The following is a 19,481-nucleotide window of genomic DNA, read 5'->3' as shown; positions in this document are numbered from 1 at the left end:
AAGCATTTCAAGCTTGAAATGCTTTTTTTATTATTTAAATTAAATTCTAAAAGTCGCCGGCTTTACTAAACATGTAATCTTTATTATGGAATTTCATCGATAGGATCATGCCAACGCCGACCATATTACCAATTAGGGCTGAACCACCTTGTGAAATAAAGGGTAGCGGAATCCCTGTTAACGGTAACAAATCAATACTCATGCCAATATTTTCGAATACATGAAACAAAATCATCATGATTACACCGGTTGAAACATAAGAATAAAAAGCATTCTTAGTATCAAAGGTAATTCGAACCATCTGGACAATCAAATATAAATATAACAAAATAACTGCTACACTACCGACAAAGCCAAACGACTCGCCAATTACGGAATAGACCATATCTGAGCCACGAACTGGAACATAAACACTTAATTTGCCAAAGCCATTACCAAATATTTGACCAGAGCCAATTGCTTGCATACTTAACCACAACTGATAGGCAGCTTTGGAAGTGTCAGATGAGGGGTTAAGCCAGGACATAATGCGCTTAAACTGATATGGTTGGAAAAAATGACTTAAGAGAACTTGACCTTGTGGTGTAGTAACCATGATAATAACGGTTATTCCGAGAATTGCGATAGCAATAAACATCGGGGTAATAATTTTCCAAGAAATACCAGAAACTAAAATTACCCCACCAGTAATTGCAACAAAAACTAGCATGGTCCCAAAATCATTCTGTAGTTTTAATAGAATTGCAATAGGAATCAACCAAGCAATAATTTTGCCAATTAAGTTCCAATCATTTCTAATCGTATGTTCGAATTTCTGGTTGTGCTGATGAACTACTCGAGACAACATTAAGATGAAAGCCGGTTTCATGACTTCAGAGGGTTGAAAGGAAATTGGACCCAATTTAAACCAACTTTTCGCTCCTGCATCAGCGGCAATACTCCGATTATAAAAGAATAAAACTGCAATCAAAAGGACAATCCCAAAGCCATAGACATAAGGCGCAATGCGGAATAACTGATCGGCATCAAATTGAATTACGAATAAAACAATTACTACCGAAATGATATACCACAGTCCTTGCATTAAAACGGCCTTTACCGGACTACCCATATGACTCGGATCATCAATGGCGGCAAAATAAATTGAATATAAACCAACTGCCGCTAGCAATAAAACAGGGATGACAATATTCCATGCAATTCGATTAAATAAGTTTGTTTTATTTTCAACTTTTACCATTTAATTATCACTACCTATTATTTTTCATGTAAGACATAGTATGAAAGCAAGTCATTGATACTACTCTCTAAACTCTTAGCATATAAAATGCTACTATTCTTAGTTGAAGTTGCTCGGTAGCGACCAGATAATTTTTCAATTAGACCGATCGTTTTTTTATGGGGGATAACCACTTCCCAAGTCGGATTTTCCCTATTCTTGACTTCATTAATCTCTACATTAATATTTTCGGGTTTTCTTGACATAATAACTCCTACTTTACAGAAGGATGAAACTTTTTAGCAATAATTTCATCTTCATACTTTTCTGGGTGAGGATTACGAAAAATAGTAAATTTATCCGCAACTGGATCGACCCCACCACGCACAAATGGGTTACAACGTAATATGCGACAAGTACCCATAATCAAGCCTTTAATTAAACCAAATTTAGTTAAAGCATCAATCATATAAGTTGAACAAGTCGGATAATAGCGACAACTTTGAGGCAATGCTGGAGAGATAATCCTTTGATAAAATCTTACTAAAAAAATTAAAAGTTTACGCAAACCAGCCTCCTACTAAATTATTATCGTTGATGCTTTTCAATATTTTTAAGTAAAATACCTGTACCTAAAGCGACCGCTTCTAGAGGATGATCTGCTGTTAAAACTGGGACTTTCAGGTAATAAGAAATTAATTTGTCAAGATTCTTTAATAAGGCGCCTCCTCCAGTTAACATAATGCCGCGATCAATAACATCAGCTGACAACTCTGGCGGAGTATTTTCTAAAACTTCTTTTGTTGCCGCAACAATCGTCATTAACCCGTCAGATAAAGCTTCTTGAATTTCAGTTGCAGAAACTGTAACTTGCTTTGGCAAACCATCAACCATATCGCGACCGCGCACTGTAATGGTCTCATCTTCATCAGGTTCAAAAGCGCTACCAATTTCAATCTTAATTTGTTCAGCCGTTCGTGAACCAATTAACAAGTTATGCTTATTCTTGATATAAGCAACAACGGCCTGATTCATATGGTCACCCGCATAACGCAATGATTGACTGGTAACAATTTCACCCATGGATAAAACTGCAATATCAGTTGTCCCACCACCAATATCAATTACGATATTACCTTGTGGCTTAAAAATATCAAGCCCAGCACCAACAGCAGCTACTTTGGGTTCAAAGTCTAAATATACTTTACCACCACCAGATTTTTCTGCAGCTTGAATAATTGCCTTTTGCTCAATTGAGGTCACACCAGTTGGGGCACAAACTAGTATATTTGGCTTAGACATAAAGCCCTTAACATTTAACTTTTCAATAAAATAAGAAAGCATTGCTTCAGTTATGTCAAAATCAGCAATCACACCATTTTTTAAGGGACGAATAACTCGTATATTACCAGGTGTACGACCAACCATTTTATATGCTTCAGTACCAACCGCTACAACTTTATTTGTACTTGTATTGACAGCAACGACTGATGGCTCATTTAAAACGATTCCTTTGCCTGAGACGTTAATCAGCACATTCGCTGTCCCTAAATCAATTCCTATATCTCGTGCCACAATAACCCTCCATAAATATTCATTGTATATTTTACCATAAAGATAATAAGTTTGCTGTTGACTTCGTTTACTTAAGCAAGTTTTAAAAGAAATTACTTAACTGTAAGGAAGTATCAATTAAGGTAATTAGAAAATTACCTACTAAAAAACCCATTGCAATTGCCGCAAAAACCAATAAAAGTTGGGCCTCAAAAACTTTATTTTTCCGAATAATTTTTTCAATTTGTACACTTTTCATGATTTGAAAAGATAAAGCAATTGTAATTAAATAAATTACAATACTAACTAAGGCATGAACGCCGAGTTGGAACATTTTATTTCTCACTTTACTTTAGCTAAATAAAAACGGACACACCTTTGTGCATCCGTTTAAAACTATCTTAATTATCTGAATTATAAACACTAATTCTATTAACGGCTCTTCTTAATGCAACTTGTGCGCGTTCAAGGGAACGTTGATCATGCGTAGTTTTAGCTTTTTCCAATTCGCTTTGGGCACGTTTCTTTGCAGCTTCTGCTCGCGAAAGATTAATTTTAGTCGAACGTTCTGCACTATCTGCAATAATTGTGGCGACATTATTAGAAAATTCAAAGTAACCACCACTGATAGCGATATGATTTACTGTTTCATTCATCTCACGACCACGTTTGACTCTAATTTCACCAATTGTTAATGGGGTCAAAATCGGTAAGTGATTATACATAATTGAACGTTGACCATCAATTGCGCGCATTTCAACAAGGCTACAATGATGTGAAAAAATCAAACCATCAGGAGTTACAACATTAACGATAAAAAGTTTTTCTGGATCTGCCATTGGACATCACCCTACTTTTCTAACAATGCTTTAGCTTCTGGATCACTAGCTGTTACGCCCATCTTTTGTGCTTTTTTCAAAACATCTTCGATTGGGCCAACACTACGAAAAGCATCTTCTGGTAAATCATCCAAATGACCATCCAGAATCATTTTAAAGCCCTTGATTGTTTCCTTAATTGGCACATAAGAACCCGGAACACCAGTAAACTGCTCTGCTACAAAGAAGTTTTGAGATAAGAAAAATTGAATCTTTCTGGCACGACTAACGATTACCTTTTCCTCATCTGATAATTCATCCATACCTAACACAGAAATAATATCCTGTAATTCATGGTATCTTTGCAAAATATGTTGCACACGTGTAGCAGTTTCATAGTGATCAGCACCGACAACTTCTGGATCCAAGGCACTTGAAGTTGACTCCAAAGGATCAACCGCTGGATAAATACCTTGTTCAACCAAGCTACGCTCCAAGTTGGTTGTAGCATCTAGATGGGCAAAAGTAGTAGCTGGGGCAGGATCAGTATAGTCATCAGCTGGCACATAAACGGCTTGAATTGAAGTAATTGAGCCCTTCTTGGTTGAAGTGATTCTTTCTTGCAATTGGCCCATTTCTGTGGCTAAAGTTGGCTGATAACCAACGGCACTCGGCATTCTACCAAGCAAAGCAGAAACTTCAGAACCTGCTTGGGTAAACCTAAAGATGTTATCAATGAACAGCAAAACATCTTGTCCCTCAACATCACGGAAATACTCAGCTAAAGTCAAGCCAGTTAAAGCCACCCGCATTCTGGCACCAGGCGGCTCATTCATTTGCCCAAAGACCATTGCCGTCTTACTTAAAACACCAGATGCTTTCATTTCAAAGTAAAGGTCATTACCTTCACGAGTTCTTTCTCCAACACCAGTGAAAACAGAAATACCACCATGTTCTTGAGCAATGTTATGAATTAATTCTTGAATAATGGTTGTCTTACCAACACCAGCCCCACCAAACAGACCGACCTTACCTCCTCGAACATATGGCTCGAGCAAGTCAATAACTTTAATACCAGTTTCAAGTATTTCTTGACTAGTGGTTAGTTCATCATATTTTGGTGCATTTTTATGGATACTTTCGCGGGCGTGATCTTTATCAAATTTAGGACCATCATCGATTGGTTGCCCTAAAACATTGAAAACGCGACCCAATGTATCATTACCAACAGGCACGGAAATAGGTTTACCAGTATCTTCAACCTTCATTCCACGCATTAATCCATTAGTGGATTCCATTGCAATAGTTCTTAGGACACCATCACCAAGCTCTAGCGTAACTTCAAGGATAATTGTCTCATCCTCAGATTTAATTACGCGCAAAGCATTGTCAATATCAGGTAGGTTTTTATCAAGTGGAAATTTAACATCGACCACTGGGCCGATTACTTGAACAACTTCACCTTCACTCAAAACATCTACCTCCTTTTCTCATATTATTTCAAAGCATTAGCACCACTGACAATTTCGGTAATTTCAGTAGTAATTTCTGCTTGTCTTGCACGATTTAATTTAGTAGTTAAACTCGAAACTAATTCATCAACATTGTCCGTTGCACTTTGCATGGCGGTCATGGAACTTGCATGTTCAGCAGTCTTGGCATCCAAAATCGCGCCATAAATTCCAGAACGAATAAATTGTGGAATTAAAGTAGTTAAAACAGTGTTTACATCAGGTTCGATGTCATATTCTAAATTCTTATGTGCTTCAGCTTCTTTAACACCAATATCAAGATTATTGATTGGCATCATTTTTTCAACTCTAAACGCTGATGATAAAGTATTAACATGGTGCGTATAACACACGTACAATTCATCATATACGCCATTTAAATACATTTTTATTGCAGTTGAAACAATTGGTAAAATTTCTTCAAAAGTTGGCACATCCGAAATTGCATTATTTTCATATACAACATTTAAGTTGTTTTTCTTAAAAAATTCTGCACCGACGGAACCAATTGCCAAAATTTTAATATCCTTATGTTCAGCTTTAGCATCTTGCACTAAACCCATCATATTTTTAATGACAGCACTATTATATGAACCGACTAGTCCGCGATCACCAGTAATAACTAAATATCCGGTTGATTTAATTTCTTTGCGCGACTGCACTAGGTTTGAAACAATACCTAAGCCAAAAACATTTTCATAATCAATTTTACTAATGCTATCTTCATCAACAACTAAATTTTCTTTATGCAAATGGTTAATAACCTCTGCACTCATCAAACGAGATAAAGTTTGCCTAATATGATTGTTATATACTGTATAACCTTCGTCTCGCTTTTCAGTTTGATTTAATTTTGATGCCGAAACCATCCGCATCGCTTCGGTAATTTTACCAGTTTGCTTAACTGAAGCAATCTTTTTCTTCAACTCAAGTAAAGATGCAGGCATAAGCTACCTCCTATTTGCTACTTGGTGAAAAACTATCAGCAAATTTTGCAATTGCATCTTTTAATTCATTTTCATCCGGTAACTCACCAGTTTGACGGATGTGTTCTAGTAAATCCGCATGACTACTGTCGAAGTTATCGTATAATTCCTTCTCAAAACGAGCGATATCTTCAACTGGAATTGCATCAATATAACCGTGAGTCAAAGCGTACAAAATGATAACTTGTTTTTCAACTGGAATTGGATCATGTAAAGGCTGTTTTAGAACCTCGACAATTCGCCGACCACGATTAAGTTTAGCTTGCGTTGCTTGATCTAAGTCACTACCAAATTGAGCAAAACTTTCTAATTCATGAAAAGCAGCTAAATCTGTGCGCAAAGTACCTGCAACTTTTTTCATGGCTTTAATCTGCGCACTACCACCAACACGGGAAACAGAATTACCCGCATCAATCGCTGGTCTAGTTCCTGCAAAGAACAAATCACTTTGCAAGAAAATTTGTCCATCAGTAATTGAAATTACATTAGTTGGAATATATGCGGAAATGTCTCCAGCTTCCGTTTGAATAAATGGTAACGCAGTCATTGAACCGCCACCAAGTTTATCACTTAATTTAGCACTACGCTCTAATAAACGTGAATGAAGATAGAAAACATCACCAGGATATGCTTCACGACCAGGCGGACGACGAAGTAATAACGAAAGTTCACGGTAAGCCACAGCCTGCTTAGATAAGTCATCAAAGACTACCAAAACATCCTTACCATTATACATAAACTCTTCACCCATCGCAGTACCAGCATAAGGTGCAATATAGAGCATTGGTGCTGGTTCACTTGGTCCCGCTTCAACCACAATCGTATAATCCATTGCGCCAAAACGTTTTAATGTTTCAACCTGAGTTCTAACTGTTGATTCTTTTTGACCAATAAAGACATAAATACAAATTACATCTTGACCTTTTTGATTCAAAATTGCATCAACAGCCAAACTAGTTTTACCAGTTTTACGGTCACCAATAATCAACTCACGCTGACCCCGACCGATTGGCACCAAGGCGTCAATCGCTTTGATTCCGGTTTGTAACGGCTGATTAACAGACTGGCGCTCCATAACACCTGGTGCTGAATCCTCAATTGGTCGAGTTTTAGTCGTTTTAATATCGCCTAGCCCATCAACTGGTTGACCCAAAGGGTTAACTACGCGACCAATTAATTCATCGCCAACTGGTACACGCATAATTTGCCCAGTTCGCTTAACTTGGTCGCCTTCACGAATATCATCAAAATTACCCAAAATAATGATACCAACATCATTTGATTCAAGGTTTTGAGCAATACCATATGAACCATTATCAAATTCTAATAGTTCATTCGCTAGAACATTGTTTAATCCGTGAGCACGGGCGATACCATCACCTATGTATGTTACAACACCGACTTCATTAACGTCGAGTTTGTCATCATAGTGTTCAAGCTGTTGCTTGATCAAAGAGCTAATCTCTTCTGCTTTAATGCTCAATGGTTTCACCTCTTTTTAATCTTTGTTAATTAACTGCGCACGAATCTTTTTAAGCTTATTTTTAACTGAACCATCAATCACATAATCGCCAACTTTTAAAATTACGCCGCCAATAATGCTTTCATCAACTTGATTTTCAAGTTCAACATTACTAAAACCATATTTCTGGGCATAACTATCACCCAACTGCTTAAGTTGTTGCCTAGTCAATTTGACCGCAGTAATTGCAAGTCCCCTAGTCACCTGCTTATCCTTATTGTACAAATCATCATAGTACATGATAATATCAGGCAACTCTAAAAAATGGTTATATTCCAACAATAATTTCAAAAAAGTCTGCACCTCTTGAGATAAGCCTTTGGTAATTATCGCAAGAGAAGCCCTTTTTTCATCGCTATTAAAAATTGGATCACTAAAAACTTTTAAGATTTGCGGATAAGTAGAAATAGCTTTTAGCAGTTCTACTAAATCCTCGTGAACAGTATCCTCAGCATGCATGTCCTGCGCATAATCAAACAGTGCAGTACCATATCGTGCAGCAATCTCTTCTTTACTTAAGGCCATTATTTATTCAGCCCCTTAATAAACTGATCGACTAGATCTTTTTGATCAGTCACTGATAAATTTTTGGCAATTACTTTTTCTGCAATTGCAACTGAAAGATCAGCAACTTGTGAACGCGCTTCATCTAAAGCGTCGGATTTTGCTTGAGCAGCGTCAGCTTTTGCCTTTTCATGAATTGAAGTGGCATTTTTGTTAGCATCAGCTACAATCTGGCTACTCGTTTTCTGAGCACTTACTTTTGCTTCAGAAATAATTTGTGTTGCCTCTTGTCTTGAATTTTTCAAGGCAGCTTCGCGCTCATTAGCCAATACTTCAGCTTTTTTACGATTGTCAGCAGCCGCATCCAAATCATTGATCACTTTTTGCCGTCTTTTTTCCATCATGTCGGAAACTGGTCCCCAAGCATAGTGTTTTACCAAGAGAAGCAAAATTACGAATACAATTAAATACCATAGCGTATTGCCGATATATATATGATTCGCTGAGGCTGCAAATAAAGTTTGAAATGTCATTTACTGCCCTTCTTATCTTTTTTAGCCTAAATTCTTTCAAATAAAAAAATTAAAGGAAAAGAATTAAAAAGGCAACAACAATCGCTAAAATAGGAACGGCTTCAATCAAACCAACACCGATAAACATAGTTGATCTCAAATTGCCGGCACTTTCAGGTTGACGAGCCATACTTTCAATGGTTTTAGTAATAACCTTACCGTTACCCCAAGAAGCAGCTAAGGCAGCAATACCAGCTGCAAGTGCTGCAGAAATATATTTAAAAGCTTGTGACATATTTAAACCTCCAAAAAATTATTCTTTTGTAACCTTTTTACCAACGTAAACCATCGATAGCGTTACAAAAACATATGCCTGAATAGAGCCAATGAAGACAGAGAAACCTTGCCAAATCATGGCGAGTGGAGCTGATAAAACCATCGTAGTAATCCCAAAGCTCGGTGCTAGACGATTACCAATCAATGTTAATAAAACTTCACCTGCATAAATATTACCATACAAACGTAACGATAGCGTTAAGAAGTTAGTTACTTCTTCAATCATATTGATTGGAAATAAGAAACTAACTGGTTCGGCATAATTACGCCAGTAGCCACCAGTACCAAATTTTTGTATTCCAAAAGTAAATGATAAAAGCAAGGTCATCATTGCAAATGACATTGTCGTTACGGGATCTGCAGTTGGCGATTTTACAAACATGAAATCACCAACTTTTATTTCCATAAACAAACCCAATTGGTTCATAAACCAGATAAAGAGAAACAAAACAAAAGCGTAAAGCGATAAATGCTTTTGGGCATCAACATCGCTAACGTTATCCTTGACAATGTTATCAGTAAAGTCAAGTAAATATTCAAGAACATTCTGCTTTTTATTTGGTTTCATTTCAACCTTGCGTGAAAGCCAGATACAAACAAATAGGATTACGGCTGCCATCAATGTTGAGCCAATCATCCCTGCAAGATCAAAGTTTAAACCCAAGAAGTTAAATACAAATGGTTGCTCCATTACTTCGTGACCTCCCTTCTGGTGTCCAGTTTATCGAACACTAATACAATATTAACACTTTCAATAAATTTGTGTAAATATGTAAGCGAATTCCATAAATATTTGTTTAAAACTTCTACTTAGTGCCAAATAACCGATCGCCCGCATCTCCTAAACCAGGGAAAATGTAGCCATTATCCAATAAATCATCATCCTCGGCGGCGGCATAAATGTCTACATCTGGATGTTCAGCTTGAACAGCTTTGACACCATCAGGTGCAGCAACTAACACCGCTAGTTTAATATCCTTAACGCCGCGTTTTTTCAAGGCTGCAATTGCCATATTGGCCGAACCCCCAGTTGCTAGCATAGGATCCACTACTAAACACTCGCGTTCTGCAACATCATTAGGCAGTTTGCAAAAGTATTCATGGGGTTCTAAGGTTTCTTCATCGCGAAACATCCCAATGACACCTACTTTAGCTGACGGAATCATATCTAAGACACCGTTAAGCATCCCAATTCCAGCACGCAAAATTGGTACGATAGTTAATTTTTTCCCGGCGATTTCCTTTTGCGTTGTCTTACCCATTGGGGTTTCAATTTCGACATCTTTCAAAGGTAAGTCGCGGGTGATTTCATAGGTCATAAGGCCACCAATTTCACCAACAATGCGTCTAAATTCGTTTGAACTTGTTTCCTTACGCCTGATAATCGTCAACTTGTGTTGAATTAACGGATGATCTAAAACTGTAAACTTGCCCATATTTTCCTCCTATACGTAATTACTCTAAATCCATTGCTATTTTAATCAAAAAAACAAACGCTTTAAAGCTTTTTTCTAAATATTTTTTATTTTACCCGATAATGATGACCAGCAGCAGCTTTTTCTAATCTATTCATGTAAGCCATGGTCGCTTGACTACCATTAAAACCTTGAACATAAATCTGTTTGATTTTTGGTTGATCATCAAAATAACGCAAGCCCGCAAACAAATTATGATCAGCATCACTTAGATTATCACCCAAATTAAACTTATTTACTTGCGGTAAATCAATTTCAGCTAAAACCGGATTTAACGCCATTACTGCTGTTTGCTTGTCATAAGTAATTGCTTTAAAATCAGCTAAATTATCAACAATAATTACTGGCGCACTAGGAGCATAATGGCGATACTTCATGCCAGGAGCTTTAGGGACATCTTTTTCACTAACTTTGCCACTATTAATTAAAACCTTTTCCTGTAAGACGGTCCCCAATTCCTCAGGCGTAATTGCACCTGGGCGCAAAACTATAGGAGTTGCCACAGATAAGTCAATAATAGTTGATTCAAGCCCTACCTTGGTGGGACCACCATCGATAATACCGGCAATTTTTCCGTTAAGATCGTGAAAAACATGCTGCGCGGTAGTTGGACTAGGTTTAGTAGAAGTATTGGCCGATGGGCCGACAATTGGATAACCTATCTTAGTGATTAACGCATGCGTCAGTTTATTATCAGGGCAACGAAATGCTACTGTCTTTAATCCACCAGTTACCGCTTCTGGTAAAGAACCAGGTTTAACTTCTAATAAAATAGTAAGCGGACCTGGCCAAAACTTTTTAAGTAATTTTTTAGCTCTCTTAGGAACAGCCTTGGCATACTTACTCATCATAGTTTCATCGGCTACGGTTACAATCAAGGGATTATCACTTGGACGACCTTTAGCCGCATATACATTTTTAACAGCCTTTTCGTTAGTTGCTAAAGCGCCTAACCCATAGACCGTTTCCGTAGGAAACGCAACTAATTCACCAGCTAAAAGTAATTTGGCTGCAGCATCAATTTCTTCGCGTAAGAATATTTTGGTCTCCATTAGTTGTTCCACTTTCCCTTCACCATGCGTGGCTTATTTGCTAAATCATTTTTAAATTCAATTGTAAAGTCTGGTAGTTCTTGCACAAATAGGTCTTGTAGTTGCTCTTTTTGGTTATAGCCATACTCTAAGAAAAATTCACCGCCACTATTCAAGTGTTCACGTACTTGCTGGACAAATTTGCGATAAAAGTTAAGACCATCTACACCACCAAATAAGGCTTCTTCGGGCTCATTTTGTAAAACATTTTGATCCATTTCTGCGCGCTCGGTATCTTTTATGTAGGGCGGATTAGAAATAATTTTGTCAAATTTTTCTAAGCCAATTAAAACATTAGCCTTACGAACTATTGCATCTACCTGATAGGTTAAGAAATTTTCTTCAGAAGTCCTTAAAGCTACATCTGAAACATCAGATGCGTATAAATTAAGATCAGTAAAACCCTTTTTAGCTGCTTCTTTAGCTAGCGCAACCGTAATACAACCAGAACCTGTACCTAAGTCAAGGATCTTATCGTCTGCTTGCAAACTCTGCAAAGCCCATTCCACTAATTCTTCAGTTTCAAAACGCGGAATCAATACTCCACGCTGAACCATGATTTTATAACCTAAAAACCAAGAATAGCCCAAGATATATTGCGGTGAAATCCCTCTAGCTAATTTTTTGATATCTTTTTGAGCTTGTTGGACTTGGTCCAATGAAAGTTCTAGCTCCTGCTTAAGTTGAAATTCACTTGGACTTAAGCCTAATCTTTCTGCCAATAAAAAGGCAATATCTTCTGGCCGCTGATTCGCAGCTGCTTGAGTTGCCCAGGTATTTAAATCATTTAAAGTATTAATTCTAGCCATTTTGGTCGGCCAACTCCTCTAATTGTTTTGTCTGATTATATAAAATTAAAGCATCAATAATTTCATCCATGTCGCCATTCATTACGCGATCCAATTTATTAATTGTCAACCCAATCCGATGATCAGTTACCCGGTTTTGCGGGTAATTATAGGTTCTAATTCGCTCAGAACGGTCACCAGTTCCAACAGCATCTTTTCGCTTAGCATCATATTGATTACGATTTTGGCTTTCATAATAATCATAAACACGTGAAGTCAAAATCTGCAGAGCCTTTTCCCGGTTCTGTTGCTGACTACGCTGATCCTGCATTGCAACAGCAATGCCAGTCGGTAAGTGGGTCATCCGTACGGCACTAGAAGTCTTATTGATGTGCTGACCACCGGCGCCACTTGACCGATAAACATCAACTCGTAAATCCTTAGGGTCAATTTCAAAGTCAACTTGTTCATATTCCGGCATTACAGCAACAGTAGCCGTAGAAGTATGCACTCGTCCTTGAGATTCAGTTACTGGAATTCGTTGAACACGGTGGGCACCATTTTCATATTTAAGCTTAGAATAAACCTTATTACCATTGATCATAATGGCAATGTGCTTATAGCCACCGACTTCAGTGGGCTCACTATCAACTACTGAAACTTGCCAATTTTGTTGTTCGGCATATTTTTCATACATTCGAAGCAAATCTGCTGCAAAGAGTGACGCTTCGTCTCCCCCAGCTGCTCCACGAATTTCCATGATAATGTCCTTATCATCATTGGGATCTTTAGGTAGCATTAACAGCTTAATCTGATCTTCTAAGGCAACGATTTCTTGTTCCAGCTCAGTATTTTCTGCCTTGGCCATTTCAATTAAGTCAGGGTCACTTTCGCTAGCCATCATTTCCTTATTATCAGCTATTTCTTGCTTATCTGCTTTAAACTTTTTATATTTTTCGACTACTTCACGCAAATCAGCTTCTTCTTTTGAAATTTCCATATAGCGCTTAGTATCATTAATCACTTCAGGATCGGCCATCATCTCTTGTAACTCTTCATAATGAGCAATCAGACCTTCAAGCTGTGCCATAATTTTATCCATATTGTTTTAATCCCTCTCTATTCTTGCTTTGGGGTGAAAATAATGAAAACGACAAACTGGGTGATAACTTTCATCCCCGCCAATTTGGACTTGTTCGCCCTCATAAACCGGCTTTCCATTATGAATACGCAAGTTCATTGTAGCTTTATGGCCACAGTAGTGGCAAATTGTTTTAATTTCCTTAATTTTATCTGCGAAAAGCAAAAGATTTTTAGTTCCCTCAAATAAATTATTTTGAAAATCATTTTTCAAACCAAAAGTCATCACCGGAATATTAAGCTCATCAACGATTCGAGCACATTCAATAACGTGATGTCGTTCTAAAAATTGAGCTTCATCAATAAAGACACACGCAATTGGTCCATCCCCTTGGGCTTCGTCTTGAGCATTTAATTCTTGAATATAAGTAAAAAGATTCATCTCGTGACTAATTGGTATAGCATCACGCTGAAGACCAATTCTTGAAACAATTTTACCAACACCATTACGAGTATCAAGAGCGCTTGTTAAAAGTGCAATTTTACGACCTTGCACCTCATAATTATGCGCATCTTTGAGAATTTCAATGGTTTTACCACTATTCATTGCGCCGTATTGAAAAAATAACTGTGCCATTTTTGCTCCTTTGTTCAAATTAAATTCACCTAACTTATCTAGTATAGATGAAAATCAAAATCTGTGCAGTTAAATTATAACCAAAAACTCGTTTTAGTTTGTCGCCTATGCTATAGTTGATATTGATTTTAAAGCGAGGGATAAACATGAAATTAAAATCTAGAATTGCTAAATTTACCGGAAAATTAAGTTACTGGTTTTTACATAATATCCTTAAAGGTGGGACTAGTTTTCCAGGTAAAATTGCTATGAAAATTGATCCTAAAATTTTAAATACTTTAGCCAATGATTATGAAACTGTAATTGTAACCGGCACGAATGGGAAAACAATGACAACGGCGTTAATTGTTGAATCTTTACGTGAAAAATATGGTGATGTTTTAACTAATCCATCTGGTTCAAACATGCAACAAGGAATTGTAACTGCCTTTTTAGCACATAGAGACCAGGCAGCTTCACGCAAAATTGCCGTGTTAGAGGTTGATGAAGCCAACGTGAAGCTGGTGACTGAATTATTGCACCCCAGTTGCTTTGTTCTGACCAATATTTTTCGTGATCAAATGGATCGCTATGGCGAAATTTATACAACCTATGAAAAGATTCTAGACGGCATCAAACTTGAACCGAAAGCAACCGTAATTGCCAATGGCGATGCCAGTATCTTTTCTTCTGTCGATTTACCTAATCCGAAGATTTTTTATGGTTTTAACTTACCTAGCGATCAAGCAGAAAATAATCTCATTGCACCGGTTAACACAGACGGTGTCCTTTGCCCGCAATGCAACCATATCTTGCACTTTCACGATCGAATCTACGCAAATCTCGGCGACTTTTTCTGCCTTAATTGCGACTATCAGCGTCCGCAGTTAACCTATTCAGTTAACCAAATTATTAAGCAAAGCCCCAACCACCTTAAGTTTCAAATGGGAACTAAAGAGTACAGTATCAATATTGGCGGTACCTATAATATTTACAATGCCCTAGCCGCCTATGCCGTTGCCCGTTATTTTGGTCTTAGCGATGACGAAGTCGCCAGTGCATTTGCTAAAAACAAGCGTGTCTTTGGGCGGCAAGAATTGATTAACTATGCCGATAAAGAAATTGATTTGATCTTAGTTAAAAACCCAGTAGGTCTAGATGAAGTACTCCACTTATTAAATACAGAAAAAGAAGATTATTCATTAGTCACGCTACTGAATGCTAATCATGCTGACGGAATTGATACTTCATGGATTTGGGATGGGCAATTTGAAGAATTACACCAGTCTCAAATTAAAAAGGTCATCGTCGGGGGGCAGCGCTGGCATGATATGAGCTTTCGTTTGGAAGTTGCTGGCTTTAATCCAGCTCAGATGACTACCTGCAAAACTGATAATGATGTCATCGCGCAATTAGCCAAATTACCAACTAAGAAAGTCTATATTTTATCAACCTACACGGCCCTACTTTCATTGCGTAAGTCAATGGCCGATAAGAATATTATTCAAGCTGGGATGTAAAAAACGGTAAGCACTGATTGCTTACCGTTTTTGCTTAGGCTCTTGCTATTGGGACTAAGGGCGATGTAATAATTATTACTTAAATTTATTTCTATGATTTAAGCTACTTTAATTGCATAAGCTGGAACAGATTATCCCCTTGCCATCATCAATACTTTTAAAATTATTGTTATTACTGAACCTATTAATATTATTGTCCAAGCCACACATTTACTCATTGCTTTATCCTCCATGTATGCTAGTTTACAGCCTCGCTATTCTCAAAGTTACTAAACCATAATTTTTGAATATTGTAGCAAGATTATTACCATAATGATTATTAATACTACTACCGACAATATTAATATAACACCCATTAATTACGGATTCATCTCCGATTCCGCACCAATTTTGACCCGATTTTTAAAAATCAGGCCAAGCATTTATCCATTTTTATTTATAATGCTTTATTAAAGAATGAAACAAGGATATAATATCCCTAGAATAAAAGAAAGAGGGGAAATGTCAATGTCAATTAAAACGAGTAAAAAAACTAACTTGAATGTTAAAATTGATACCGATCTAAAAAATGAAGCGGATTTAGTTTTTAAAGATATGGGCTTAACTTTAAGCTCTGCAATTACAATGTTCTTAAAGCGTTCCGTTGATGATCGCCAATTACCCTTTCAGCCACGTGTGACTAGCGAATTAGACCAAGCTTTGGATGAAATCAAATCAGGTAACATTGAATCATTTGATTCTGTTAAAGATTGGGAAGACGATTTGCGTAAATATGTACAAGATTAAGCAATCACGTAAATTCAAAAAATCCGCCAAGCAAGCAGTCAAACAGGGGAAAGATCTTAACAAACTATTTGCTGCTGTAGAAGCTATCATTACAAACAACATTGGTCCCAAGTATCATGACCACGAACTTAAAGGCAAATGTCAAGGAATTCGTGAGTTACATATCGAACCGGATTGGTTATTAACTTATCAAATCAAAAATAACGAACTAATCCTTTATTTAGTCGATACAGACTCACATAGACAATTATTTGATAAATAAAAAAGCTTAAGTAACTTTTTATGGCTACCTAAGCTTTTTTATATTTGTAAATATTTAATTCAGGTCTATCTACATCATATTTAATCTTCCAAGTTTCAATAAAATCAGCAAATTGGCATAAGGCATATCGTTTCAAAGCACTATAGCAAGGGGCACTATATTTAACTTTGTTAGCAACTTGCCAGTCTTTAAGTTCATCTATATACAGTATTTAAAATCGTCCTAAATAGCTGGCTTTAACTATCTGAGAAATGATTTATTGCTTGATAAATAGCCTTGCATTTGTTTTGCATGTCTAAAATTTTCTATTACCACACTGGGAGGCAATTCCAGTTAAATCGAGCCGTGAACTGCTAAAATCAGTGCGATGAAAGCCAGCCTTAGACGTCTATGCCTACTATATTGATGAGGATAAGAGAAAAAGCGATAAAGAGAATAAAAAAAGCTAGATGATTTATTTCATCTAGCTTTTTTAGTTCAAATAATATGATGGACAAAGCAGTTTTAAGACCTTCTTAAAGCCTGCTGTTAAGCCATTTATATTGGGATATCCGGGCTCGAACCGAAACATGCAGGAACCAGAAACCTGTGCCTTACCATTTGGCTATATCCCAGTGTTAAATCACCCGTACGAGAATCGAACTCGTAACTCCACCTTGAGAGGGTGGCGTCTTAACCATTTGACCAACGGGCAAAATCAACAGTAATTATTATGCTTGAAGCCAGGGGTAAAGTCAAGTGCTTTTTATCGCAAAAAAATATTTTTTTAATTAATTTGGCAAGTGATTGCTTTTTTTATAGTCGATCTACCACTTATCCTAAAAAAATGACCATTCATCTTTAAATTGTTGTTTAACATATTTACTTTTGCTATCTTAAAAAAACAGAAAGGAGATGCATTTATGCTTGTTAATCAAAAAATTGATCCCCAGGCAATTGACCTATCAGTGACTGTTAATACACCTCAAATTGATAATAACAGTACTACTTTACAAGATAATTTGTCTTATTTTGTCAATGAACAAAATCTGATTGGTTATCAAAATGGACGCCAAAAGGTAATCGCCCTATATGATGTAATTTCTATTCATACACAAGATAAGAAAGTTATTTGTGAGACTAATCAAGGAAATTATCGCTTAAAAAAGCGACTATATGAAATCAAGTCAATTCTACCTCAACGAGTCTTCATTCAAGTTTCAAGTTCTGAAATCGTAAATTTTAGTTGTATTCAAGAATTTGCCCTTACGCGTAATGGCATTTATCAAATTATTTTTAAAAATGGTCATACCACCTACAGTTCACGCCGTTACATGCAAAAAATTAAAAAGGAGTTTTTATCATGAACCTTTGCAAAAAAATTTTAAAATTAGCTCTTTGGTCCGCTCCAATTGGAGTCAATATTGGCATATTCTCATACCTTATTTTTAGTCCCTCTTTCAATCCCTTCTCATCACTATCAAACTTCGAACGCTTTTTTCAGCATTCTGTTTCGGTAAATTTGGTAGACTTATTTATTTGGGCACTAATTGGAATTATTTTTGGTTGTAGCAGTCTTATTTATCGGATTGAAACTTGGAGTATTACTAAGCAAACCTTAGTCCATTTCTGTATTACTTATTTTTTGCTTATCATCCTGAGTATTTTAGTTAATGAACACGAATGGAACTGGTACTACCTACTTGATTTTACGATTGATTTTTGTATTATTTATTTAATTGTTTGGTCCGTAAGTCTAATTAGAGCAAAGATGTTTGTTAAATCGTTAAATCGAAAATTGCACCAAAAAAATCAAAATTAAACCGTAGAATAATTTTGGCTATTGAGATACAAAATTGGATATAATAGACTGAGTATGCAAATTTAATTAAGGACAAATTTTATGATTGATTATTCAGCTACCCAAAATTTAATTGAATCAATGGTTTCAGACCGTGTGGTCCCTGGCGTTAATTACGCTTTTATTAATAATGAGCAAATTTTTACATCAACAATTGGTTTTGCAAGCATTTATCCCACCGTAACGCAACTCAGTCCATTTGCAGAATATGATTTAGCAAGTTTAACTAAAGTATTAATTACAGAAAATATCTTATTAAAACTTTATCAAAAAAATGAACTAAATTTTTCCGAACCACTGCACCAATTTATTCCTGAATTTACCGATGAGCGGGTGCGACTTTTTCACTTAATGACACATACAAGTGGTATTCGGGGATGGATAAAAAATCGCGATGAACTTAGCCATGATGAACTTTTAGACGCAATTATTCACCTTCCGGTAACCAATGAATTTGAACATAAAATGCGTTACGCTGATACTAATTTTATTCTTCTAGGCCTAGTCATTAAAAAAATTTACAATCTTCCTGTGCAAAAAGTTGGTCAGCAAGAAATTATAAATTCAATGGGTCTAAAAGAAACAGGCTTTAAGCCTGATAAAAACTTGTGTGTTCCTACTGCTTTAGTCAAAGATAAAATTCTTCAGGGCATCCCCCATGATCCTAAAGCTCGTCAACTTGGGCAAGATTGTGGCTCCGCTGGGCTGTTTTCAACTTTAAACGACTTAGTGAAAATTTGTAAAGGCTACCTTGGAATCGATCGTGATATCCTCCCCTTTAGTCAAGATACTGTTAGTTTACTATTTGATAATAAGAACCCCAGCGGTGTTGCGCCACGTTCATGGGGATGGGATTTACGCTTTGACCCGCAAGATAATTATCCAATTATTTTACATACTGGTTATACTGGAACCTTAATTGTTCTTGATCGTATTAAAAAATCCGGCTTAATTCTTTTAACTAACCGAATTCATCCCACCGGACACAATCAAATTTTTTTAGCAATGCGCGAAAAAATTATTCAAAATTTTTTAATTGAAAATGATCATTAAAAAAGCAA

Annotated in this window: 24 protein-coding genes and 2 tRNA genes; 6 read left to right on the top strand and 20 right to left on the bottom strand. The window is 36.6% G+C overall.

Going from position 1 to position 19,481, the window contains the following annotated elements; all coding sequences use genetic code 11:
• Nucleotides 1–46: 46 nt before the first annotated feature.
• The 18 genes from F5ESL0237_RS02925 to F5ESL0237_RS02840 all read right to left on the bottom strand — a co-directional run bounded on the left by F5ESL0237_RS02925 (nt 47) and on the right by F5ESL0237_RS02840 (nt 14,033).
• Nucleotides 47–1,240 carry an FtsW/RodA/SpoVE family cell cycle protein gene (locus F5ESL0237_RS02925; RefSeq protein WP_122024591.1) on the bottom strand — a complete coding sequence of 398 codons (1,194 nt, stop codon included), beginning with the start codon at nt 1,238–1,240 and terminating at the stop codon, nt 47–49.
• Between the two features lie 17 nt (nt 1,241–1,257).
• Nucleotides 1,258–1,485 (bottom strand): DUF2969 domain-containing protein, encoded by a 228-nt coding sequence (locus F5ESL0237_RS02920; RefSeq protein ID WP_090093237.1) that lies wholly within the window; start codon nt 1,483–1,485, stop codon nt 1,258–1,260.
• 8 nt (nt 1,486–1,493) lie between these two features.
• Entirely contained in the window at nt 1,494–1,787 is a 294-nt protein-coding gene (gene yidD, locus F5ESL0237_RS02915) for a membrane protein insertion efficiency factor YidD (protein ID WP_122021554.1), read from the bottom strand.
• A gap of 20 nt (nt 1,788–1,807) precedes the next feature.
• Nucleotides 1,808–2,794 carry a rod shape-determining protein gene (locus tag F5ESL0237_RS02910; protein ID WP_090093233.1) on the bottom strand — a complete coding sequence of 329 codons (987 nt, stop codon included), beginning with the start codon at nt 2,792–2,794 and terminating at the stop codon, nt 1,808–1,810.
• 82 nt (nt 2,795–2,876) lie between these two features.
• Nucleotides 2,877–3,107, bottom strand: a complete 231-nt coding sequence (locus tag F5ESL0237_RS02905; protein ID WP_122021553.1) for a DUF1146 family protein — start codon at nt 3,105–3,107, stop codon at nt 2,877–2,879.
• A gap of 67 nt (nt 3,108–3,174) precedes the next feature.
• A complete protein-coding gene (locus tag F5ESL0237_RS02900; protein ID WP_122021552.1) occupies nt 3,175–3,612 on the bottom strand; it encodes a F0F1 ATP synthase subunit epsilon in 438 nt (145 codons plus the stop codon).
• 11 nt (nt 3,613–3,623) lie between these two features.
• Nucleotides 3,624–5,063, bottom strand: a complete 1,440-nt coding sequence (gene atpD / locus F5ESL0237_RS02895) for a F0F1 ATP synthase subunit beta (protein WP_090093228.1) — start codon at nt 5,061–5,063, stop codon at nt 3,624–3,626.
• 23 nt (nt 5,064–5,086) lie between these two features.
• A complete protein-coding gene (locus tag F5ESL0237_RS02890) occupies nt 5,087–6,049 on the bottom strand; it encodes a F0F1 ATP synthase subunit gamma (RefSeq protein ID WP_122021550.1) in 963 nt (320 codons plus the stop codon).
• 10 nt (nt 6,050–6,059) lie between these two features.
• On the bottom strand, nt 6,060–7,571 hold the full coding sequence (gene atpA / locus F5ESL0237_RS02885) for a F0F1 ATP synthase subunit alpha (RefSeq protein ID WP_122021549.1): 1,512 nt from the start codon (nt 7,569–7,571) through the stop codon (nt 6,060–6,062).
• 15 nt (nt 7,572–7,586) lie between these two features.
• Nucleotides 7,587–8,135, bottom strand: a complete 549-nt coding sequence (atpH, locus tag F5ESL0237_RS02880; RefSeq protein ID WP_122021548.1) for an ATP synthase F1 subunit delta — start codon at nt 8,133–8,135, stop codon at nt 7,587–7,589.
• A complete protein-coding gene (gene atpF / locus F5ESL0237_RS02875) occupies nt 8,135–8,647 on the bottom strand; it encodes a F0F1 ATP synthase subunit B (RefSeq protein WP_122024590.1) in 513 nt (170 codons plus the stop codon). The genes atpH and atpF overlap by 1 nt, the downstream gene beginning before the upstream one ends.
• Nucleotides 8,648–8,696: 49 nt before the next feature.
• Nucleotides 8,697–8,921, bottom strand: coding sequence for a F0F1 ATP synthase subunit C (gene atpE / locus F5ESL0237_RS02870; protein ID WP_122021547.1), 225 nt, complete (start codon nt 8,919–8,921; stop codon nt 8,697–8,699).
• 18 nt (nt 8,922–8,939) lie between these two features.
• Nucleotides 8,940–9,653, bottom strand: a complete 714-nt coding sequence (gene atpB / locus F5ESL0237_RS02865) for a F0F1 ATP synthase subunit A (protein ID WP_122021546.1) — start codon at nt 9,651–9,653, stop codon at nt 8,940–8,942.
• A 115-nt stretch (nt 9,654–9,768) separates the two neighbouring features.
• Nucleotides 9,769–10,398, bottom strand: a complete 630-nt coding sequence (gene upp / locus F5ESL0237_RS02860) for a uracil phosphoribosyltransferase (RefSeq protein ID WP_122024589.1) — start codon at nt 10,396–10,398, stop codon at nt 9,769–9,771.
• An 86-nt stretch (nt 10,399–10,484) separates the two neighbouring features.
• On the bottom strand, nt 10,485–11,489 hold the full coding sequence (locus F5ESL0237_RS02855; RefSeq protein ID WP_122024588.1) for an L-threonylcarbamoyladenylate synthase: 1,005 nt from the start codon (nt 11,487–11,489) through the stop codon (nt 10,485–10,487).
• Nucleotides 11,489–12,337 (bottom strand): peptide chain release factor N(5)-glutamine methyltransferase, encoded by an 849-nt coding sequence (prmC, locus tag F5ESL0237_RS02850; protein ID WP_122024587.1) that lies wholly within the window; start codon nt 12,335–12,337, stop codon nt 11,489–11,491. The genes F5ESL0237_RS02855 and prmC overlap by 1 nt, the downstream gene beginning before the upstream one ends.
• Nucleotides 12,330–13,418 carry a peptide chain release factor 1 gene (prfA, locus tag F5ESL0237_RS02845; protein ID WP_122024586.1) on the bottom strand — a complete coding sequence of 363 codons (1,089 nt, stop codon included), beginning with the start codon at nt 13,416–13,418 and terminating at the stop codon, nt 12,330–12,332. The genes prmC and prfA overlap by 8 nt, the downstream gene beginning before the upstream one ends.
• 6 nt (nt 13,419–13,424) lie before the next feature.
• Complete coding sequence (locus tag F5ESL0237_RS02840; RefSeq protein WP_122024585.1) at nt 13,425–14,033, bottom strand: thymidine kinase; 609 nt, start codon at nt 14,031–14,033, stop codon at nt 13,425–13,427.
• A 146-nt stretch (nt 14,034–14,179) separates the two neighbouring features.
• Here F5ESL0237_RS02840 and F5ESL0237_RS02835 point away from each other — a divergent pair, with 146 nt between their 5' ends.
• The 3 genes from F5ESL0237_RS02835 (at nt 14,180) to F5ESL0237_RS02825 (ending at nt 16,580) form a co-directional block, all read left to right on the top strand.
• Complete coding sequence (locus tag F5ESL0237_RS02835) at nt 14,180–15,532, top strand: Mur ligase family protein (protein ID WP_122024584.1); 1,353 nt, start codon at nt 14,180–14,182, stop codon at nt 15,530–15,532.
• A 507-nt stretch (nt 15,533–16,039) separates the two neighbouring features.
• Complete coding sequence (locus F5ESL0237_RS02830) at nt 16,040–16,318, top strand: type II toxin-antitoxin system RelB/DinJ family antitoxin (protein WP_158592380.1); 279 nt, start codon at nt 16,040–16,042, stop codon at nt 16,316–16,318.
• Nucleotides 16,305–16,580: a type II toxin-antitoxin system YafQ family toxin gene (locus tag F5ESL0237_RS02825; RefSeq protein WP_122024583.1), complete on the top strand. Its 276-nt coding sequence runs from the start codon at nt 16,305–16,307 to the stop codon at nt 16,578–16,580. The genes F5ESL0237_RS02830 and F5ESL0237_RS02825 overlap by 14 nt, the downstream gene beginning before the upstream one ends.
• A gap of 542 nt (nt 16,581–17,122) precedes the next feature.
• Here F5ESL0237_RS02825 and F5ESL0237_RS02820 read toward each other — a convergent pair.
• Nucleotides 17,123–17,194 (bottom strand) — tRNA-Gln (locus F5ESL0237_RS02820).
• 8 nt (nt 17,195–17,202) lie between these two features.
• Nucleotides 17,203–17,274 (bottom strand) — tRNA-Glu (locus F5ESL0237_RS02815).
• A gap of 208 nt (nt 17,275–17,482) precedes the next feature.
• On the opposite strand from F5ESL0237_RS02815, the gene F5ESL0237_RS02810 reads away from it, so the two are divergent.
• The 3 genes from F5ESL0237_RS02810 to F5ESL0237_RS02800 all read left to right on the top strand — a co-directional run bounded on the left by F5ESL0237_RS02810 (nt 17,483) and on the right by F5ESL0237_RS02800 (nt 19,473).
• Nucleotides 17,483–17,926: a LytTR family DNA-binding domain-containing protein gene (locus F5ESL0237_RS02810; protein ID WP_122024582.1), complete on the top strand. Its 444-nt coding sequence runs from the start codon at nt 17,483–17,485 to the stop codon at nt 17,924–17,926.
• Nucleotides 17,923–18,381, top strand: coding sequence for a DUF3021 domain-containing protein (locus F5ESL0237_RS08610; RefSeq protein WP_122024581.1), 459 nt, complete (start codon nt 17,923–17,925; stop codon nt 18,379–18,381). Before F5ESL0237_RS02810 ends, F5ESL0237_RS08610 begins: the two co-directional genes overlap by 4 nt.
• 81 nt (nt 18,382–18,462) lie before the next feature.
• On the top strand, nt 18,463–19,473 hold the full coding sequence (locus F5ESL0237_RS02800; RefSeq protein WP_122024580.1) for a serine hydrolase: 1,011 nt from the start codon (nt 18,463–18,465) through the stop codon (nt 19,471–19,473).
• Nucleotides 19,474–19,481 lie beyond the last annotated feature (8 nt).

It is taken from the genome of Lactobacillus sp. ESL0237 (assembly GCF_003692985.1).
Classification (GTDB): domain Bacteria; phylum Bacillota; class Bacilli; order Lactobacillales; family Lactobacillaceae; genus Lactobacillus; species Lactobacillus bombicola.
The sequence above is the reverse complement of the archived record's forward strand: the minus strand, read 5'-3'. Positions and strand labels throughout refer to the sequence as shown.